The 19,479-nt window shown below is 68.0% G+C and carries 14 protein-coding genes and 1 tRNA gene; 12 read left to right on the top strand and 3 right to left on the bottom strand.

Annotated elements, in window-relative coordinates:
* Window positions 1–118 precede the first annotated feature (118 nt).
* Together OG385_RS11655 and OG385_RS11650 are read left to right on the top strand one after the other, a co-directional pair.
* The gene (locus tag OG385_RS11655; protein ID WP_266854308.1) at window positions 119–1,555 is read left to right on the top strand and encodes an MFS transporter; all 1,437 of its coding nucleotides are present in this window, start codon (window positions 119–121) and stop codon (window positions 1,553–1,555) included.
* 113 nt (window positions 1,556–1,668) lie between these two features.
* The gene (locus tag OG385_RS11650; RefSeq protein WP_266854306.1) at window positions 1,669–2,724 is read left to right on the top strand and encodes a UDP-N-acetylmuramate dehydrogenase; all 1,056 of its coding nucleotides are present in this window, start codon (window positions 1,669–1,671) and stop codon (window positions 2,722–2,724) included.
* A 132-nt stretch (window positions 2,725–2,856) separates the two neighbouring features.
* Here the strand turns inward: OG385_RS11650 and OG385_RS11645 are convergent, their stop codons facing one another.
* Window positions 2,857–3,486 carry an NAD(P)-dependent oxidoreductase gene (locus OG385_RS11645; RefSeq protein ID WP_266854305.1) on the bottom strand — a complete coding sequence of 210 codons (630 nt, stop codon included), beginning with the start codon at window positions 3,484–3,486 and terminating at the stop codon, window positions 2,857–2,859.
* A 115-nt stretch (window positions 3,487–3,601) separates the two neighbouring features.
* Here OG385_RS11645 and OG385_RS11640 point away from each other — a divergent pair, with 115 nt between their 5' ends.
* Window positions 3,602–4,225, top strand: coding sequence for a TetR/AcrR family transcriptional regulator (locus OG385_RS11640; protein ID WP_266854303.1), 624 nt, complete (start codon window positions 3,602–3,604; stop codon window positions 4,223–4,225).
* Here the strand turns inward: OG385_RS11640 and OG385_RS11635 are convergent.
* Both OG385_RS11635 and OG385_RS11630 read right to left on the bottom strand, forming a co-directional pair.
* Window positions 4,215–5,231, bottom strand: coding sequence for an adenosine deaminase (locus tag OG385_RS11635; protein WP_266854302.1), 1,017 nt, complete (start codon window positions 5,229–5,231; stop codon window positions 4,215–4,217). The two genes, OG385_RS11640 and OG385_RS11635, sit on opposite strands and share 11 nt — an antisense overlap.
* A 156-nt stretch (window positions 5,232–5,387) precedes the next feature.
* Complete coding sequence (locus OG385_RS11630) at window positions 5,388–6,614, bottom strand: pyridoxal phosphate-dependent aminotransferase (protein ID WP_266854301.1); 1,227 nt, start codon at window positions 6,612–6,614, stop codon at window positions 5,388–5,390.
* A 293-nt stretch (window positions 6,615–6,907) separates the two neighbouring features.
* Between OG385_RS11630 and OG385_RS11625 the strand changes: the two genes are divergently transcribed.
* The 9 genes from OG385_RS11625 (at window position 6,908) to OG385_RS11585 (ending at window position 19,394) form a co-directional block, all read left to right on the top strand.
* Window positions 6,908–6,980, top strand: a tRNA-Trp gene (locus OG385_RS11625).
* Window positions 6,981–7,087: 107 nt separating this feature from the next.
* Window positions 7,088–7,372: a preprotein translocase subunit SecE gene (gene secE / locus OG385_RS11620; RefSeq protein WP_266854299.1), complete on the top strand. Its 285-nt coding sequence runs from the start codon at window positions 7,088–7,090 to the stop codon at window positions 7,370–7,372.
* 74 nt (window positions 7,373–7,446) lie between these two features.
* Complete coding sequence (gene nusG, locus OG385_RS11615) at window positions 7,447–8,352, top strand: transcription termination/antitermination protein NusG (RefSeq protein WP_266854298.1); 906 nt, start codon at window positions 7,447–7,449, stop codon at window positions 8,350–8,352.
* 175 nt (window positions 8,353–8,527) lie between these two features.
* On the top strand, window positions 8,528–8,962 hold the full coding sequence (rplK, locus tag OG385_RS11610) for a 50S ribosomal protein L11 (protein ID WP_164264062.1): 435 nt from the start codon (window positions 8,528–8,530) through the stop codon (window positions 8,960–8,962).
* 79 nt (window positions 8,963–9,041) lie between these two features.
* Window positions 9,042–9,764: a 50S ribosomal protein L1 gene (gene rplA / locus OG385_RS11605; protein ID WP_164264063.1), complete on the top strand. Its 723-nt coding sequence runs from the start codon at window positions 9,042–9,044 to the stop codon at window positions 9,762–9,764.
* A 543-nt stretch (window positions 9,765–10,307) separates the two neighbouring features.
* A complete protein-coding gene (rplJ, locus tag OG385_RS11600) occupies window positions 10,308–10,865 on the top strand; it encodes a 50S ribosomal protein L10 (protein WP_266854292.1) in 558 nt (185 codons plus the stop codon).
* Window positions 10,866–10,946: 81 nt separating this feature from the next.
* Window positions 10,947–11,333: a 50S ribosomal protein L7/L12 gene (gene rplL / locus OG385_RS11595; protein WP_266854290.1), complete on the top strand. Its 387-nt coding sequence runs from the start codon at window positions 10,947–10,949 to the stop codon at window positions 11,331–11,333.
* 551 nt (window positions 11,334–11,884) lie between these two features.
* Window positions 11,885–15,367 carry a DNA-directed RNA polymerase subunit beta gene (rpoB, locus tag OG385_RS11590; RefSeq protein WP_266854288.1) on the top strand — a complete coding sequence of 1,161 codons (3,483 nt, stop codon included), beginning with the start codon at window positions 11,885–11,887 and terminating at the stop codon, window positions 15,365–15,367.
* 127 nt (window positions 15,368–15,494) lie between these two features.
* Complete coding sequence (locus OG385_RS11585) at window positions 15,495–19,394, top strand: DNA-directed RNA polymerase subunit beta' (RefSeq protein ID WP_164264067.1); 3,900 nt, start codon at window positions 15,495–15,497, stop codon at window positions 19,392–19,394.
* Window positions 19,395–19,479 lie beyond the last annotated feature (85 nt).

The following is a 19,479-nucleotide window of genomic DNA, read 5'->3' as shown; positions in this document are numbered from 1 at the left end:
GATTCGCCTCCGGGGAGCGCCAGTCTGTTGCCCACAGAAGTTAGTCATCAATAACTAATCAACGTTGTGCAACCGGCAGCGGTACAACCAGCAGCGTTACAACCAGCAGGGGGAAGCAGTGAACGAGCGGACGGCCCGGCGCGGAGGCGCCACCTGGGCTCTGATCATCACCAGCGTCGCCGGTTTCATGGCGGCTCTCGACAACCTCGTCGTCACCACGGCGCTGCCCTCGATCCGCGCGGATCTCGGCGGCGCGCTGGAAGACCTTCAGTGGACGGTGAACGCATACACGCTCACCTTCGCCGTCCTGCTCATGTTCGGTGCGGCCCTCGGCGACCGGTTCGGCCGGCGCAAGCTCTTCATCGCCGGCCTCACGGTATTCACCGGTGCATCCGCCGCGGCGGCCCTCGCCTCGGGGATCGCCCCGCTCATCGCGGCCCGCGCGGTGCAGGGCGTCGGCGCCGCGATCATGATGCCGCTCACCCTGACCCTGCTCACCGCGGCCGTACCCGCCGCCCGCCGGGGCGCGGCCCTCGGGATCTTCAGCGCCGTCACCGGCCTTGCCGTAGCCAGCGGGCCGCTCATCGGCGGCGCCCTCACCGAGCACCTGTCCTGGCAGTGGATCTTCTGGCTGAACGTGCCGATCGGCCTCGTCCTGCTCCCGCTCGCCGGGCTGCGCCTCGCCGAGTCGCGTGGGCCCGGCGCCCGCCTGGACATCCCCGGCACGCTCCTGGTCAGCGGCGGACTCTTCGGCGTCGTCTACGCCCTCGTCAACGGGCAGGCGGACGGCTGGTCCAGCGCGCGAATCCTCACGAGCCTCTTCGCCGGTGTCGCCCTCCTGGCCGGGTTCGTTCTCCACGGCGTCCACAGCGCCCACCCCATGCTCCCCATGCGGCTCTTCCGTAACCGCGCCTTCGCCGGGATCAACGGGGCGTCGCTGCTGATGTTCCTGGGGATGTTCGGCTCGATATTCCTGCTGAGCCAGTTCTTCCAGGGCGTCCTGGGTTACTCGCCCACCCAGGCCGGACTGCGGATGCTGCCCTGGACCGGGATGCCGCTGATCATCGCGCCGTTCGCGGGCATCCTCTCGGACCGGATAGGCGGCCGGCCCGTCGTCGCCGCCGGTCTCGCCCTCCAGGCGGCCGGGCTCGCGCTCTTCGCGCTGCTCATCGGTCCGGACGTGTCGTACCCCACGATTCTTCCGGCCCTGATCCTCGGCGGGGCCGGGATGGCGCTGTACTTCGCCCCCGCCTCCAGCGTGGTCATGTCCAGCGTCCGCCCCGCCGAACAGGGCATCGCCTCCGGCGCGAACAACGCGCTGCGCGAGGTGGGCGGCGCGCTCGGTATCGCGGTGCTGGGCGCGGTCTTCGCCGCCCGCGGCGGGTACGAGTCGCCCGACTCCTTCACCGACGGCACCGTCCCCGCGCTGTGGATCGGCGCCGCCGTGGTCGCGGTCGCGGCGCTCGTCGCGCTGCTGATCCCGCGGCGCGGCACACCGGGACCCGCGGACCCGGCACCGGAGGCCGAGACCGACCGCGAGATGGTCTCCGCCTGAGTGACCCGTACGCGAACGGTCCTCCGTACGCGAACGGTCTCCCGTACGCGAATGATCTTCCGTACGAGAACGGCCCCGCCCGACCGGCGGGGCCGTTCTCGTACGCTGGGCCCGTGCAGGAACTCCTTGAAGCCCCACTCGCCCCCCTGACCACCTTCCGCCTCGGCGGCCCCGCGACCCGGCTGGTCACGGCGGAGACCGACGCCGAAGTGACCGCGGCCGTCCGGGAGGCCGACGAGAGCGACACCCCGCTGCTCATCATCGGCGGCGGCTCCAATCTGGTCATCGGCGACAAGGGGTTCGCCGGCACCGCCCTGCGGATCGCGACACGCGGGTTCTCGCTCTCCGGTACCGCGCTCGAACTCGCGGCCGGAGAGGTGTGGAGCGACGCGGTGACCCGTACCGTCGAGGCCGGGCTCGCGGGCATCGAATGCCTGGCCGGGATCCCCGGCTCTGCCGGCGCCACCCCGATCCAGAACGTGGGGGCGTACGGCCAGGAGGTCTCGTCGACCCTCACCGAGGTCGTCGCATACGACCGGACCACGGGGCAGACGGTCACCCTCTCGAACGCCGAGTGCCGGTTCTCGTACCGGCACAGTCGTTTCAAGGCCGAACCCGACCGCTACGTGGTGCTGCGGGTGCGTTTCCAGCTCGAAGACGCGGGCGGCCTCTCGGCACCGGTCAAGTACCCGGAGACGGCCCGGGTCCTCGGTGTCGAGGCGGGCGACCGGGTGCCGGCGGCGACGGTCCGCGAGACCGTGCTGAAGCTGCGCGCCGGCAAGGGCATGGTGCTGGACGCCGAAGACCACGACACCTGGTCGGCCGGCTCCTTCTTCACCAACCCGATCCTCGACGACGCTCAGTTCGCCGCGTTCCTGGCCCGGGTGCGGGAGCGGCTCGGAGCGGAGACCGCGCCGCCCGCGTTCCCGGCGGGGGAGGGGCTGACCAAGACGTCGGCGGCCTGGCTGATCGACCGTGCGGGCTTCACCAAGGGCTACGGAACGGGGCCGGCCCGCATCTCCACCAAGCACACGCTGGCCCTGACCAACCGGGGCCGGGCCACCACCGACGACCTGCTCGCGCTCGCCCGCGAGGTCGTCGCCGGTGTGCACGAGGCGTTCGGTGTGACGCTGGTCAATGAGCCGGTGACGGTCGGCGTCAGCCTGTAACCGGCTCCGCAACCGGCGCCGATCGCGCTGTGACCCGCCTCGTAACCAGGGCCGATCGCGCTGTGACCGGCCCTGGTTCACAAGGCCGGTCACCGATCGCGCAGTTGTCCCCACCCCTCCCCAATTCGCGACTCAGTACGCGACCCCGACCCCCTGCTTCACCGACGCGGGGTCGTCGATCATCGCCAGCATCGCGTGCGCCACATCGGCGCGCGAGATGCTCCGGCCGCCGCGCGGATTGCCCCCGACGACGGTCCGGTACCTGCCGGTCACCGGCTTGTCCGTCAGCTTCGGCGGCCGGACCGACGTCCAGTCCGTGGCGCTGCGTGCGACCTCGGCCTCCATCACCCGCAGGTCCTCGTAGACCGCTTTCAGGATCACGCCGATCACACCGAGCGCGGCGCGGTCCGCGAACGACTGGTCCCCGGGCGGTGCCAGCGGCGCCGCGCTCACCACAAGCAGCCGCCGTACGCCCTCCGCCTCCATCGCCGCGAGCACCGGCCGGGTCAGCACCTGGGTGATGCCCGCGTCCTTGCGGCCGCGCGCGCCCAGACCGGAGAGCACCGCGTCCCGCCCGGCCACCGCCGCGCGCAGCGGTTCCGGGTCGCCGAGATCCGAGCGGACCACATCGAGACCCGCCCCGGTCGCCGTGAGCCGTGCCGGATCACGGACCACGGCCGTGACCTGGTGGCCCGCGGCCAGCGCCTGCCGGACGATCTGTCCGCCGATACCGCCGGTCGCACCGAACACTGTGAGCCTCATCGCGCACCCTCCCGAGGTGGGTAAGCAGTGGTGGGTAAGCAGTAGTGGGTGAGTATTCACTCACCTCTAGAGTGGGCAGTCACTCACCCCTCCGTCAAGCCTGGTAGGAGCGCCCGTGCAGCCACCCGCGCAGCAGAAGCCCGCCCGCGGCCGGATCGTCGACGCCGCGCACCGTCTCATGCTGACCATCGGCCTGGCCCGGACCACCACCAAGGAGATCGCCAGGGCGGCCGGCTGTTCGGAAGCGGCGCTCTACAAGCACTTCGCGAGCAAGGAAGAGCTGTTCGTGACCGTTCTCAGGGAACGGCTGCCCAGGCTGACCCCGCTCCTCGACGAACTGGCCGCCGAACCGCAGCGGCACAGCGTCGAGGAGAACCTCACCGAGATCGCCCGCAGGGCCGCCCTCTTCTACGAGCAGAGCTTCCCGATCGCCGCCTCGCTCTACGCCGACCCACCGCTCAAGCGGCGCCACGAAGCGGCCATGCGTGAACTCGGCACCGGCCCGCACATGCCCATCCGCGGCGTCGACACCTATCTGCGCGCCGAGCGGGACGCGGGCCGGATCGACGGCGCCGCCGACACCTACTCCGCCGCATCCCTGCTGCTGGGCGCCTGCGCCCAGCGGGCCTTCGCGTACGACATGACCGAGGACGGCAGGCCCCCGCAGCCGCTCGACGAGTTCGCCGCCGGGCTCGCCCGCACGCTCCTGCGGGGGGTCGTACGAGGAGTCAGCCGGTGAGCCAGTCGTCGACGCCGGAGAGCAGCTTCCGCCGTACGTCCGCGGGCGCCGCCGAGCCACGCACCGACTGCCGTGCCAGCTCGGCCAGTTCGGCGTCGCTGAACCCCTGGGCCCGCGCCAGCTCGTACTGCGCCGCCAGCCGCGACCCGAACAGCAGCGGGTCGTCCGCGCCGAGCGCCATCGGCACCCCGGCTTCGAACAGCTTTCGCAGGGGTACGTCCTCGGCCTTCTCGTAGACGCCGAGCGCCACATTCGACGCCGGGCAGACCTCACAGGTCACCCCGCGCTCGGCCAGCCGCTCCAGCAGCAGCGGGTCCTCGGCGGCCCGCACCCCGTGCCCGATCCGCGCTGCGTGCAGATCATCCAGGCAGTCCCGCACCGACGAGGGCCCGCTGAGCTCCCCGCCGTGCGGCGCGGCCAGCAGACCGCCCTCCCGGGCGATGGCGAACGCGCGGTCGAAGTCCCGCGCCATGCCCCGGCGCTCGTCGTTGGAGAGCCCGAAACCGATCACACCGCGGTCCGCGTAGCGCACCGCGAGGCGCGCGAGGGTCCGCGCGTCCAGCGGGTGCTTCATCCGGTTCGCCGCGACCACCACGCGTATGCCGAGCCCGGTGTCGCGCGAGGCGGAGTCCACCGCGTCCAGGATGACTTCGAGCGCCGGGATCAGCCCGCCGAGGAACGGGGCGTACGAGGTCGGGTCGACCTGGATCTCCAGCCACTGCGAGCCGTCCGCGACATCCTCCTGGGCGGCCTCGCGCACCAGCCGCTGGATGTCCTCCGGCGTGCGCAGACAGGAACGCGCGATGTCGTACAGCCGCTGGAAGCGGAACCAGCCGCGCTCGTCGGTGGCCCGCAGCTTCGGCGGCTCACCGCCGGTCAGCGCCTCAGGCAGGTGCACGCCGTATCTGCCGGCCAGCTCCAGCAGGGTCGAGGGCCGCATCGACCCGGTGAAATGCAGGTGCAGATGGGCCTTGGGCAGCAGCCGGATGTCACGTACTCGCTCCATCCAAGGATCCTGCCGTACGGACCCGCCGCACCGGTAGCCACTTTCCCCCAACGAGGAGGCGTCCGAACGAAGAAACGGGCCCCCGGTGGAGAACCGGAGGCCCGTTCCTGTCTGTACGGGGCGTGCGGACGGCGCCGAGCCGTCCGGACCAGTCGGTCAGTCCGTCGCCTCGGCCAGCAGCTTCTGGATCCGGGAGACGCCCTCGACCAGGTCCTCGTCGCCGAGCGCGTACGACAGACGCAGGTATCCGGGGGTGCCGAACGCCTCACCGGGCACCACGGCGACCTCGACCTCGTCCAGGATCAGCGCGGCCAGCTCCACCGAGCTCTGCGGGCGCTTGCCGCGGATCTGCTTGCCGATGAGTGCCTTGACCGAGGGGTACGCGTAGAACGCGCCCTCCGGCTCCGGGCAGAGCACGCCGTCGATCTCGTTGAGCATCCGGACGATGGTCCTGCGGCGCCGGTCGAAGGCGGTGCGCATCTCGTCGACCGCGTCCAGGTTCCCCGACACCGCGGCGAGCGCGGCCATCTGTGAGACGTTGGAGACGTTGGAGGTGGCGTGCGACTGGAGGTTGGTCGCGGCCTTCACGACGTCCTTCGGGCCGACGATCCACCCCACGCGCCAGCCGGTCATGGCGTACGTCTTGGCCACGCCGTTGACCACGATGCACTTGTCGCGCAGCTCGGGCACGACGGCGGGCAGCGAGGTGAACTTCGCGTCGCCGTAGATCAGGTGCTCGTAGATCTCGTCCGTCAGCACCCACAGACCGTGCTCGACGGCCCAGCGGCCGATGGCCTCGGTGTCGGCGGGGCTGTAGACGGCGCCCGTCGGGTTGGACGGCGAGACGAAGAGGACGACCTTGGTCCGCTCCGTACGGGCGGCTTCCAACTGCTCGACGGAGACCCGGTAGCCGGTGGTCTCGTCGGCGACGACCTCGACCGGGACACCGCCCGCGAGCCGGATCGACTCGGGGTACGTGGTCCAGTACGGAGCCGGGACGATGACCTCGTCGCCCGGGTCGAGGATCGCGGCGAACGCCTGGTAGATGGCCTGCTTGCCGCCGTTGGTGACGAGTACCTGGGAAGCCTCGACCTCGTAACCGGAGTCGCGCAGGGTCTTCGCGGCGATGGCGGCCTTGAGCTCGGGGAGCCCGCCGGCCGGCGTGTAGCGGTGGTACTTCGGGTTGCGGCAGGCCTCGATCGCGGCCTCGACGATGTAGCCGGGCGTGGGGAAGTCGGGCTCACCGGCACCGAAGCCGATCACCGGACGCCCGGCGGCCTTCAGGGCCTTCGCCTTGGCGTCGACTGCCAGGGTGGCGGACTCGGAGATGGCACCGATGCGGGCGGAGACCCTGCGCTCGGTCGGAGGAGTTGCGGCGCTCATGGGGCCCATGGTCCCAGACCGCAAACGGACTCGGCACACAGGTTTCGATGGGCGGACACCGGCCGGACACCGGGCCGGGCAACGGCCGTACACCGAGCTGGGCAACGGCCGTACACCGAGCGGGAACCGGGCCGGAACCGGAAGACACGGGCCGGCCGTGCACCGTCCCGGCCGAAGCTGTTCGACGTCAGGCCCCCGACCACGTACACTCACTCGTCGTTGGCCTCCACCAACCGTCCCGCCGAGCGCACTCCGTGCACCCGGTCGGATGCGGTAGGTTGGGGGAACCACAAAGGGTCGTAGCTCAATTGGTAGAGCACTGGTCTCCAAAACCAGCGGTTGGGGGTTCAAGTCCCTCCGGCCCTGCTACACACACCTTCGCCAGGCTGTGTGCGCATGTACGTACATCTATGCACCGCCGTGCGGCTCCACCGGGCGCGGCACGGCCACGACCCGGAATCAGGTGAGAGATCGTGACGGACGCCGTCGGCTCCATCGACGTGCCTGATGCGCAGGATGAAGCGCCGGAGTCGAAGAAGGCACGCAAGGGCGGGAAGCGCGGCAAGAAGGGCCCCTTCGGCCGCCTCGCACTCTTCTACCGCCAGATCGTCGCGGAACTGCGCAAGGTTGTCTGGCCGACTCGTAGCCAGCTCTCGACCTACACCTCCGTGGTGATCGTTTTCGTCGTCATCATGATCGGCATCGTGACCGTGATTGACTATGGGTTCAACCAGGCCGCCAAGTACGTCTTTGGCTGATCCGCGAAAGGCGCCGGGAGCGGCGTCTTTTTCGCATGTTCCACCCGATTTGTATCCAGGAAGAAGCAGCCACAGTGTCTGACCCGAACCTGAACGAGGCCGTCGAGCCGGGCGAGAGCTTCGAGTCCGCAGAGGACGAGCTCGACATCGTCGAGGCGGCGGACGCTGGGAAGCCGGACCAGGCCGAAGCTGCCGACGCCGTCGCCGGTGAGCCCGCCGAAGAGGCAGCTGTGCACACCGAGGACGAAGCGGTGGCCGTCGCGGAGACCGACGAGGACGCCGAGGCCGTGGACGAGGTCGAGGACGCCGCCGAAGAGGCCGAGGACGAGGAGGCTGCCGAAGAGGCCGCCGACGTTCCCCCGGTCGACCCGGTCGAGGCCCTGCGCCAGGAGCTCCGCGGTCTGCCCGGCGAGTGGTACGTCATCCACACGTACGCCGGTTACGAGAAGCGTGTGAAGGCCAACCTGGAGCAGCGCGCCGTCTCGCTGAACGTCGAGGAGTTCATCTACCAGGCCGAAGTGCCCGAGGAAGAGATCGTCCAGATCAAGAACGGCGAGCGCAAGAACGTCCGCCAGAACAAGCTTCCCGGTTACGTCCTGGTCCGCATGGACCTCACCAACGAGTCCTGGGGCGTCGTCCGCAACACCCCCGGAGTCACCGGCTTCGTCGGCAACGCCTACGACCCGTACCCGCTGACCCTGGACGAGATCGTCAAGATGCTCGCCCCCGAGGCCGAGGAGAAGGCCGCCCGTGAGGCCGCCGAGGCCGAGGGCAAGCCGGCTCCGGCCCGCAAGGTCGAGGTCCAGGTGCTCGACTTCGAGGTTGGCGACTCGGTCACCGTCACCGACGGACCGTTCGCGACGCTCCAGGCGACGATCAACGAGATCAACGCCGACTCGAAGAAGGTCAAGGGCCTCGTCGAGATCTTCGGCCGCGAGACCCCGGTCGAGCTCAGCTTCGACCAGATCCAGAAGAACTAGTACCTCTCAGGGCTTCTGGCGCACACGCCTTCCAAGCAGGTCAGACCGGCTCCCGTAGCCGTCTGACCTGCTTGGTTTTTGGTCGCGCAGCTATACCCGTTATCGTTGCGCGGTATGCCTCCGTCCGGATGACCGGATGGCGGCGAAACACTCTCACTAGGACCCGGAGAGAGCAATGCCTCCCAAGAAGAAGAAGGTCACGGGGCTTATCAAGCTCCAGATCAAGGCCGGCGCGGCCAACCCGGCTCCGCCGGTCGGCCCCGCGCTGGGCCAGCACGGCGTCAACATCATGGAGTTCTGCAAGGCCTACAACGCCGCGACCGAGTCGCAGCGTGGCATGGTCGTGCCGGTGGAGATCACGGTCTACGAGGACCGCTCCTTCACCTTCATCACCAAGACCCCGCCGGCCGCGAAGCTGATCCTCAAGGCCGCGGGCGTGGAGAAGGGCTCCGGCGAGCCGCACAAGACCAAGGTCGCCAAGCTCACCGGCGAGCAGGTCCGCGAGATCGCCACGACCAAGATGCCCGACCTGAACGCCAACGACATCGAGGCCGCGGCCAAGATCATCGCCGGCACCGCCCGTTCCATGGGCGTCACGGTCGAGGGCTGATCAAGCCCCCCTCCGCACCACAGTGGTAGGGCCAGCGCCGGCCCGCACCACGACTCCCACTCCCCATCTAGGAGCAGAAGTGAAGCGCAGCAAGACTCTCCGCGCTGCGGACGCCAAGGTCGACGCGGACAAGCTGTACGCCCCGCTCGAAGCCGTCCGCCTCGCCAAGGACACCTCCGCGACCAAGTTCGACGGCACCGTCGAGGTCGCCATGCGTCTGGGCGTTGACCCGCGCAAGGCCGACCAGATGGTCCGCGGCACCGTGAACCTGCCGCACGGCACCGGCAAGACCGCCCGGGTCCTGGTCTTCGCGACCGGTGACCGTGCTGCGGCCGCGGAGGCCGCCGGAGCCGACATCGTCGGCGCCGACGAGCTCATCGACGAGGTGGCGAAGGGCCGTCTGGACTTCGACGCCGTCGTCGCCACCCCGGACCTCATGGGCAAGGTCGGCCGCCTCGGCCGCGTGCTCGGTCCGCGTGGGCTCATGCCGAACCCGAAGACCGGAACGGTCACCCCGGACGTGACGAAGGCTGTCACGGACATCAAGGGCGGCAAGATCGAGTTCCGCGTCGACAAGCACTCGAACCTGCACTTCATCATCGGCAAGGTCTCCTTCGACGAGACGAAGCTGGTCGAGAACTACGCCGCCGCGCTGGAGGAAGTCCTCCGTCTGAAGCCGTCGGCCGCCAAGGGCCGCTACATCAAGAAGGCCACGCTGGCCACCACGATGGGCCCCGGCATCCCGCTGGACGCCAACCGCACCCGCAACCTCCTCGTCGAGGAGGACCCGGCCGCCGTCTGATCCTCCGGATCGGCAGGCAGCCGCGGGACACGCGTGCTGTGAGCCGGGCCCCGCACCTCTCCGGAGGTGCGGGGCCCGGCTCCTTCGCGTTTCCCGCGCCGCTCCGCGCGTCCAGGCCCCCGCGCCTCCGTACGCCCGTACCTCCGGCCTCTGGGGCCTCCGGCGGCGCGACGGGACCACGTACGGCGTCATCCTGCGCTGCTCCGGCTACGGCGTGGAGGGACGGGCCGCCGCGGCGGGCCGACGCCGCCCTCTACCCCCGAACCGGAGGATCAATCAGCTGCCCGGGAACGGATTTGCTCGGCGCGCCCCCGTTCGCGTACTCTTCCGACGAAGCCAAAGACCGCTGGTCGTTGCTGTGTGCTCGTAAGAGGACGCGGTGGCCGAAGGATCCGCTGGAAGCGGGCGACTCGCGCAGGTGATCGTGGAAGTGCTCCCGGATCCGTCCGGTCGAGCTCGCGCCCCGTGCACCTGTGCCGGGGCGTTTCGTCTGTCCAGCCCCTTCTGAGCGGTCCTCATCACCCGGAAGGAGGCCGACGCTCTATGGCAAGGCCCGACAAGGCTGCCGCGGTAGCCGAGCTGGCGGACAAGTTCCGCAGCTCGAACGCCGCTGTGCTGACCGAGTACCGGGGTCTCACCGTGGCCCAGCTCAAGCAGCTGCGCCGTTCGCTCGGTGAGAACGCCCAGTACGCCGTGGTGAAGAACACGCTGACCAAGATCGCGGCCAACGAGGCCGGGATCAACACGCTGGACGACCTGTTCGCAGGTCCGACGGCGGTTGCCTTCGTCACCGGTGACCCGGTGGAGTCGGCGAAGGGTCTTCGTGACTTCGCCAAGGAGAACCCCAACCTCGTCATCAAGGGCGGTGTCCTTGATGGTAAGGCGCTGTCCGCGGATGAGATCAAGAAGCTCGCGGACCTTGAGTCCCGCGAGGTTCTGCTCGCCAAGGTGGCCGGTGGAATCAAGGCGTCGATGGCCAAGGCCGCGGCGACTTTCCAGGCCCCGCTGTCGGAGTTCGTCCGTACCGCGGACGCCCTTCGCGCCAAGGTCGAGCAGGGCGGTGCCGGTACGCCGGCTCCCGCCGAGGCCGACGCCGAGTAATTCGGCTTCGCGTCGCAGCGGGCCCCGTACGCCCGCCGTCATATACATCCGGCACCTGCCGAAAAGTGGAAGGACGCCATCATGGCGAAGCTGTCCCAGGACGAGCTGCTCGAGCAGTTCGAGACCCTGACCCTCATCGAGCTCTCCGAGTTCGTCAAGGCCTTCGAGGAGAAGTTCGACGTCAAGGCTGCCGCCCCGGTCGCCGTTGCCGCCGCCGGTGGTGCCGCTGCCGGTGCCGCTGAGGCCGCTGAGGAGCAGGACGAGTTCGACGTCATCCTCACGGGTGCCGGCGACAAGAAGATCCAGGTCATCAAGGTCGTGCGTGAGCTGACCTCGCTGGGTCTCAAGGAGGCCAAGGACCTCGTGGACGGCGCCCCGAAGCCCGTCCTTGAGAAGGTCGCCAAGGAGGCCGCTGAGAAGGCCGCCGAGTCCCTCAAGGGCGCCGGCGCCTCGGTCGAGGTCAAGTAATTCCGGGAGTCTCCGGACTCCCTCGTACGCCCTCGGCGTACACCTGCACAGCGAAGGGCGATCACCCATCCGGGTGGTCGCCCTTCTGCGTGCCTGACGCCCCTCCTGCCTGCCTTGCTCTTCCCGCCGTGACGAGTATGGTGATCTTCGTTGTGCGCCGGGCCGGGCGGCCTCTGCCGCTCTCGCAGCGCGGACGGCGGTGACCCCCGAGGGGTGGGGGGCCTTGACGAACCGCACGGAGCGCGCAATTCTCAGGACGCGTCGTCACATCGATCCGTATCCGAGGCATGGATCGGCGACGAAGAGGGAAGCTTTGACGCAGGTGTTGAGAAGAAGAATGAGGGTCTCCCAGAACCCGCTCTGGACATCAGTGAGCCTTATGGCTACACTGACCCTTTGCGCTGCCTGTTAGCTGCCTCCTGCCCGTCACCAGGGGCATGCCCACGCTTGAGCATCGATGACTGCCCTCCCTGACCAGGGATGTCTGCCTCTGTGCCCCGCTTGGGACCGGTACGCGCGTAGTGAGTCCGAGCCCTCGGAAGGACCCCCTCTTGGCCGCCTCGCGCAACGCCTCGACCTCCAATACGAACAACGGCGCCAGCACCGCCCCGCTGCGCATCTCCTTTGCAAAGATCAGGGAGCCCCTTGAGGTTCCGAACCTCCTTGCGCTGCAGACCGAGAGCTTTGACTGGCTGCTCGGGAATGCCGCTTGGAAGGGTCGCGTCGAGGCCGCTCTCGAGAGCGGACAGGACGTTCCCACCAAGTCCGGTCTGGAAGAGATCTTCGAAGAGATCTCGCCGATCGAGGACTTCTCGGGGTCGATGTCGCTGACGTTCCGCGACCACCGTTTCGAGCCCCCGAAGAACTCGATCGACGAGTGCAAGGACCGCGACTTCACGTTCGCTGCGCCGCTCTTCGTCACGGCCGAGTTCACCAACAACGAGACCGGTGAGATCAAGTCTCAGACGGTCTTCATGGGCGATTTCCCGCTCATGACCAACAAGGGCACGTTCGTCATCAACGGCACCGAGCGTGTCGTGGTGTCGCAGCTGGTCCGTTCGCCCGGTGTCTACTTCGACTCCTCCATCGACAAGACGTCCGACAAGGACATCTTCTCGGCCAAGATCATCCCGTCCCGGGGTGCCTGGCTGGAGATGGAGATCGACAAGCGCGACATGGTCGGTGTCCGCATCGACCGCAAGCGCAAGCAGTCCGTCACCGTCCTCCTCAAGGCTCTCGGCTGGACCACTGAGCAGATCCTTGAAGAGTTCGGCGAGTACGAGTCGATGCGCGCCACCCTGGAGAAGGACCACACCCAGGGCCAGGACGACGCACTGCTCGACATCTACCGCAAGCTGCGTCCGGGCGAGCCGCCCACACGCGAGGCTGCTCAGACGCTGCTTGAGAACCTCTACTTCAACCCGAAGCGCTACGACCTCGCGAAGGTCGGCCGCTACAAGGTGAACAAGAAGCTCGGCGCCGACGAGCCGCTCGACGCCGGTGTCCTCACCAGCGACGACGTCATCGCCACCATCAAGTACCTGGTCAAGCTGCACGCCGGCGAGACCGAGACGGTGGGCGAGTCCGGCCGTCAGATCGTCGTCGAGACCGACGACATCGACCACTTCGGCAACCGCCGTCTGCGCAACGTCGGCGAGCTCATCCAGAACCAGGTCCGTACCGGCCTGGCCCGGATGGAGCGCGTCGTGCGTGAGCGCATGACGACCCAGGACGTCGAGGCGATCACGCCGCAGACCCTGATCAACATCCGGCCCGTCGTCGCCTCCATCAAGGAGTTCTTCGGCACCAGCCAGCTGTCCCAGTTCATGGACCAGAACAACCCGCTGTCGGGTCTCACCCACAAGCGCCGTCTGTCGGCTCTTGGCCCGGGTGGTCTCTCCCGTGAGCGGGCCGGCTTCGAGGTCCGTGACGTGCACCCGTCCCACTACGGACGCATGTGCCCGATCGAGACGCCCGAAGGCCCGAACATCGGTCTGATCGGTTCGCTCGCCTCCTACGGCCGGGTCAACGCGTTCGGCTTCGTCGAGACGCCGTACCGCAAGGTCGTCGAAGGTGTCGTCACCGACGACGTCGACTACCTGACGGCCGACGAGGAAGACCGCTTCGTCATCGCCCAGGCCAACGCGACGCTCTCCGAGGACATGCGGTTCACCGAGCCGCGCGTCCTGGTCCGCCGCCGTGGTGGCGAGGTCGACTACATCCCCGGCGACGACGTCGACTACATGGATGTCTCGCCGCGCCAGATGGTGTCGGTCGCGACCGCCATGATCCCGTTCCTTGAGCACGACGACGCCAACCGTGCCCTCATGGGCGCGAACATGATGCGTCAGGCCGTGCCGCTGATCCAGTCCGAGGCGCCGCTGGTCGGCACCGGCATGGAGTACCGCTGCGCGGTCGACGCCGGTGACGTCCTCAAGGCGGAGAAGGACGGTGTGGTCCAGGAGGTATCCGCGGACTACATCACCATCGCCAACGACGACGGCACGTACTCGACGTACCGCATCGCCAAGTTCTCCCGCTCGAACCAGGGCACATCGGTCAACCAGAAGGTCGTCGTCAACGAGGGCGACCGGGTGATCGAGAGCCAGGTGCTGGCCGACGGTCCCGCGACCGAGAACGGCGAGATGGCGCTCGGCAAGAACCTTCTTGTCGCCTTCATGCCGTGGGAGGGTCACAACTACGAGGACGCGATCATCCTGTCGCAGCGCCTCGTGCAGGACGACGTCCTCTCCTCGATCCACATCGAGGAGCACGAGGTCGACGCCCGTGACACCAAGCTCGGCCCGGAGGAGATCACCCGGGACATCCCGAACGTCTCCGAAGAGGTCCTCGCCGACCTCGACGAGCGCGGCATCATCCGTATCGGTGCCGATGTCGTCGCCGGTGACATCCTGGTCGGCAAGGTCACGCCCAAGGGCGAGACCGAGCTCACCCCGGAAGAGCGCCTGCTCCGTGCGATCTTCGGTGAGAAGGCGCGCGAAGTGCGCGACACCTCGCTGAAGGTGCCGCACGGTGAGATCGGCAAGGTCATCGGCGTCCGCGTCTTCGACCGCGAAGAGGGCGACGAGCTGCCGCCGGGCGTGAACCAGCTGGTCCGCGTCTACGTCGCGCAGAAGCGCAAGATCACCGACGGTGACAAGCTCGCCGGCCGTCACGGCAACAAGGGCGTCATCTCGAAGATCCTGCCGATCGAGGACATGCCGTTCCTGGAGGACGGCACCCCGGTCGACATCATCCTCAACCCGCTGGGTGTCCCGTCCCGAATGAACCCGGGCCAGGTCCTGGAGATCCACCTCGGCTGGCTCGCCAGCCAGGGCTGGAAGGTCGAGGGCAACGAGGAGTGGATGGAGCGCCTCAAGTCCATCGGCGCCGACGATGTCGCCCCCGGCACCAACGTCGCCACCCCGGTCTTCGACGGTGCGCGCGAGGACGAGATCTCCGGTCTCTTCGAGTCCACCATCCCGAACCGCGACGGTGACCGCATGGTCCTCCCGTCCGGCAAGGCCCGGATGTTCGACGGCCGCTCCGGCGAGCCTTTCCCGGACCCGGTCTCGGTCGGGTACATGTACATCCTCAAGCTCCACCACCTGGTCGACGACAAGCTGCACGCGCGTTCGACCGGTCCGTACTCGATGATCACCCAGCAGCCGCTGGGTGGTAAGGCTCAGTTCGGTGGACAGCGCTTCGGTGAGATGGAGGTGTGGGCGCTGGAGGCTTATGGCGCCGCGTACGCCCTCCAGGAGCTGCTGACGATCAAGTCCGACGACGTGACCGGCCGCGTGAAGGTCTACGAGGCCATCGTCAAGGGCGAGAACATCCCCGAGCCCGGCATTCCCGAGTCCTTCAAGGTGCTCATCAAGGAGATGCAGTCGCTCTGCCTCAACGTGGAGGTGCTGTCCTCGGACGGTATGTCCATCGAGATGCGCGACACGGACGAGGACGTCTTCCGTGCAGCGGAGGAGCTCGGTATCGACCTGTCCCGGCGAGAGCCGAGCAGCGTCGAAGAGGTCTGACGGGTTGGCCGGCCGCCTCGCTCTGAGGCGGCCGGCTCTCCCCGGACCCGTTCAGACCATTGCTGAAGTGCCCATTTTTCTCGCTGACGCGAGGGGCTCGAACCCCCGAAAGAGGGATTGACGACAAGTGCTCGACGTCAACTTCTTCGACGAGCTGCGGATTGGCCTCGCCACCGCGGACGACATCCGGACCTGGTCCCACGGCGAAGTGAAGAAGCCGGAGACCATCAACTACCGCACCCTCAAGCCCGAGAAGGACGGACTCTTCTGCGAGAAGATCTTCGGTCCCACCCGGGACTGGGAGTGCTACTGCGGCAAGTACAAGCGTGTCCGCTTCAAGGGCATCATCTGCGAGCGCTGCGGCGTCGAGGTCACTCGCGCCAAGGTGCGTCGTGAGCGGATGGGCCACATTGAGCTGGCCGCTCCCGTCACCCACATCTGGTACTTCAAGGGTGTCCCGTCCCGTCTGGGCTACCTGCTCGACCTCGCGCCGAAGGACCTCGAAAAGGTCATCTACTTCGCCGCGTACATGATCACCTTTGTGGACGAGGAGCGCCGGACGCGCGACCTGCCCTCGCTGGAGGCACACGTCTCCGTCGAGCGCCAGCAGGTCGAGAACCGCCGCGACTCCGACCTGGAGGCCCGCGCCAAGAAGCTTGAGACCGACCTGGCCGAGCTGGAGGCCGAGGGCGCCAAGGCCGACGTCCGCCGCAAGGTGCGCGAAGGCGCCGAACGCGAGATGAAGCAGCTGCGTGACCGTGCGCAGCGCGAGATCGACCGTCTCGACGAGGTGTGGAGCCGCTTCAAGAGCCTCAAGGTCCAGGACCTGGAGGGCGATGAGCTGCTCTACCGCGAGCTGCGTGACCGCTTCGGCACGTACTTCGACGGCTGCATGGGCGCTGCCGCCCTGCAGAAGCGCCTGGAGTCCTTCGACCTCGACGAGGAGGCCGAGCGCCTCCGCGAGATCATCCGTACCGGCAAGGGCCAGAAGAAGACCCGTGCGCTCAAGCGCCTCAAGGTCGTCTCCGCGTTCCTGCAGACCAGCAACAAGCCCAAGGGCATGGTGCTCGACTGCGTACCGGTCATCCCGCCGGACCTGCGTCCGATGGTGCAGCTGGACGGTGGCCGCTTCGCGACCTCCGACCTGAACGACCTGTACCGCCGTGTGATCAACCGCAACAACCGCCTCAAGCGTCTCCTTGACCTCGGTGCCCCCGAGATCATCGTGAACAACGAGAAGCGGATGCTGCAGGAGGCCGTCGACGCGCTGTTCGACAACGGCCGCCGCGGTCGCCCGGTCACCGGTCCCGGCAACCGTCCCCTGAAGTCCCTGAGCGACATGCTCAAGGGCAAGCAGGGCCGTTTCCGTCAGAACCTCCTCGGCAAGCGCGTGGACTACTCCGCGCGTTCCGTGATCGTCGTCGGCCCGCAGCTCAAGCTGCACCAGTGCGGTCTGCCGAAGGCCATGGCGCTGGAGCTCTTCAAGCCGTTCGTGATGAAGCGCCTGGTGGACCTGAACCACGCGCAGAACATCAAGTCGGCCAAGCGCATGGTCGAGCGCGGCCGCACCGTGGTGTACGACGTCCTCGAAGAGGTCATCGCCGAGCACCCGGTGCTGCTGAACCGTGCGCCGACCCTGCACCGCCTGGGCATCCAGGCCTTCGAGCCGCAGCTGGTCGAGGGCAAGGCCATCCAGATCCACCCGCTCGTCTGCACCGCGTTCAACGCGGACTTCGACGGTGACCAGATGGCCGTCCACCTGCCGCTGTCGGCAGAGGCGCAGGCCGAGGCCCGCATCCTGATGCTGTCCTCGAACAACATCCTGAAGCCGGCCGACGGTCGTCCCGTCACCATGCCGACCCAGGACATGGTGCTCGGACTGTTCTTCCTCACGACCGACGAGGCGGAGCGCAAGGTCATCGGCGAGGGCCGGAACTTCGGTTCCGCGGCCGAGGCGATCATGGCCTTCGACAACCGCGAGCTGTCGCTGCAGGCGAAGGTCGACATCCGCTTCCCGGTGGGCACCATCCCGCCGCGTGGCTGGGTGCCGCCGGTCGCCGAGCCGGGCGAGCCCGAGTACCAGCCGGGCGACACCTTCCGGCTGCGTACGACCCTGGGCCGCGCGCTCTTCAACGAGCTGCTGCCCGAGGACTACCCGTTCGTCGACTACTCGGTGGGCAAGAAGCAGCTCTCCGAGATCGTCAACGACCTGGCCGAGCGCTACCCCAAGGTCATCGTGGCGGCGACGCTCGACAACCTGAAGGCTGCGGGCTTCCACTGGGCGACCCGTTCCGGCGTCACCGTCGCCGTTTCGGACATCGTCGTCCCGGAGGCCAAGAAGGCCATCGTCCAGGGCTACGAGGCTCAGGACGAGAAGGTCCAGAAGCAGTACGAGCGTGGTCTGATCACCAAGGACGAGCGCACGCAGGAGCTCATCGCGATCTGGACCAAGGCGACCAACGAGGTTGCCGAGGCGATGAACGCGAACTTCCCCAAGACGAACCCCATCTTCATGATGGTTGACTCGGGTGCCCGAGGAAACATGATGCAGATGCGGCAGATCGCCGGTATGCGTGGTCTGGTGTCGAACGCGAAGAACGAGACCATCCCGCGTCCCATCAAGGCGTCGTTCCGTGAGGGTCTCTCCGTACTGGAGTACTTCATCTCCACGCACGGTGCCCGTAAGGGCCTCGCGGACACCGCCCTGCGTACCGCCGACTCGGGTTACCTGACCCGTCGTCTGGTGGACGTCTCGCAGGACGTGATCATCCGCGAGGAGGACTGCGGCACCGAGCGCGGTCTGAAGCTCAAGATCGCGGTCAAGGGCGAGGACGGTGTGCTCCGCAAGACGGAGGACGTCGAGACCTCGGTCTACGCCCGGATGCTCGCCGAGGACGTCGTCATCGACGGCAAGGTCATCGCGCCGGCCAATGTCGACCTGGGTGACGTCCTGATCGACGCCCTGGTGGGCGCCGGTGTCGAGGAGGTCAAGACCCGCTCGGTCCTGACCTGTGAGTCCGCGGTCGGCACCTGTGCCTTCTGCTACGGACGTTCGCTGGCCACCGGCAAGCTGGTCGACATCGGTGAGGCGGTCGGCATCATCGCCGCCCAGTCCATCGGTGAGCCCGGTACCCAGCTGACGATGCGTACCTTCCACACCGGTGGTGTGGCCGGTGACGACATCACGCAGGGTCTGCCGCGTGTCGTCGAGCTCTTCGAGGCCCGTACACCCAAGGGTGTCGCGCCGATCTCCGAGGCCGCGGGCACCGTCCGCATCGAGGAGACCGAGAAGACGAAGAAGCTCGTCGTCACCCCGGACGACGGCAGCGAGGAGACGCCCTTCCCGATCTCCAAGCGGGCCCGTCTGCTCGTGGGCGAGGGCGACCGCGTCGAGGTGGGCCAGAAGCTCACCGTGGGTGCCACCAACCCGCACGACGTGCTGCGTATCCTCGGCCAGCGTGCGGTCCAGGTCCACCTGGTCGGCGAAGTCCAGAAGGTCTACAACTCGCAGGGCGTGTCGATCCACGACAAGCACATCGAGATCATCATCCGGCAGATGCTGCGCCGCGTGACGATCATCGAGTCCGGCGACGCGGAACTGCTGCCGGGCGAGCTCGTCGAGCGCTCGAAGTTCGAGACCGAGAACCGTCGTGTGGTCACGGAAGGCGGCCACCCGGCCTCCGGCCGTCCGCAGCTGATGGGTATCACCAAGGCCTCGCTGGCCACCGAGTCGTGGCTGTCGGCGGCGTCCTTCCAGGAGACGACCAGGGTCCTCACCGACGCGGCGATCAACGCCAAGTCGGACTCCCTGATCGGCCTCAAGGAGAACGTCATCATCGGTAAGCTCATCCCGGCCGGTACGGGCCTCGCCCGCTACCGCAACATCCGGGTGGAGCCCACCGAGGAGGCCAAGGCCGCGATGTACTCGGCCGTCGGCTACGACGACATCGACTACTCGCCGTTCGGCACCGGCTCCGGCCAGGCCGTCCCGCTGGAGGACTACGACTACGGTCCGTACAACCAGTAAGGCGCATGTCTGACGAAGGGCGGTCACCCCTGTGGGGTGGCCGCCCTTCGGCGTACCGGCGTGCTGTCCTTCTCGGTGCTGTCCT

The sequence above is a fragment of the Streptomyces sp. NBC_01306 genome (genome assembly GCF_026340465.1).
Lineage (GTDB): Bacteria > Actinomycetota > Actinomycetes > Streptomycetales > Streptomycetaceae > Streptomyces.
The sequence above is the reverse complement of the archived record's forward strand: the minus strand, read 5'-3'. Positions and strand labels throughout refer to the sequence as shown.

Bases quoted from the DNA above. Each gene is read 5' to 3' on its own strand.
- OG385_RS11645 (WP_266854305.1), bottom strand. From the start codon at position 3,486: ATGAGGCTCACAGTGTTCGGTGCGACCGGCGGTATCGGCGGACAGATC.
- OG385_RS11630 (WP_266854301.1), bottom strand. From the start codon at position 6,614: ATGAGCGCCGCAACTCCTCCGACCGAGCGCAGGGTCTCCGCCCGCATC.
- rplJ (WP_266854292.1), top strand. From the start codon at position 10,308: ATGGCAAGGCCCGACAAGGCTGCCGCGGTAGCCGAGCTGGCGGACAAG.
- OG385_RS11635 (WP_266854302.1), bottom strand. From the start codon at position 5,231: ATGGAGCGAGTACGTGACATCCGGCTGCTGCCCAAGGCCCATCTGCAC.
- rplK (WP_164264062.1), top strand. From the start codon at position 8,528: ATGCCTCCCAAGAAGAAGAAGGTCACGGGGCTTATCAAGCTCCAGATC.
- rplL (WP_266854290.1), top strand. From the start codon at position 10,947: ATGGCGAAGCTGTCCCAGGACGAGCTGCTCGAGCAGTTCGAGACCCTG.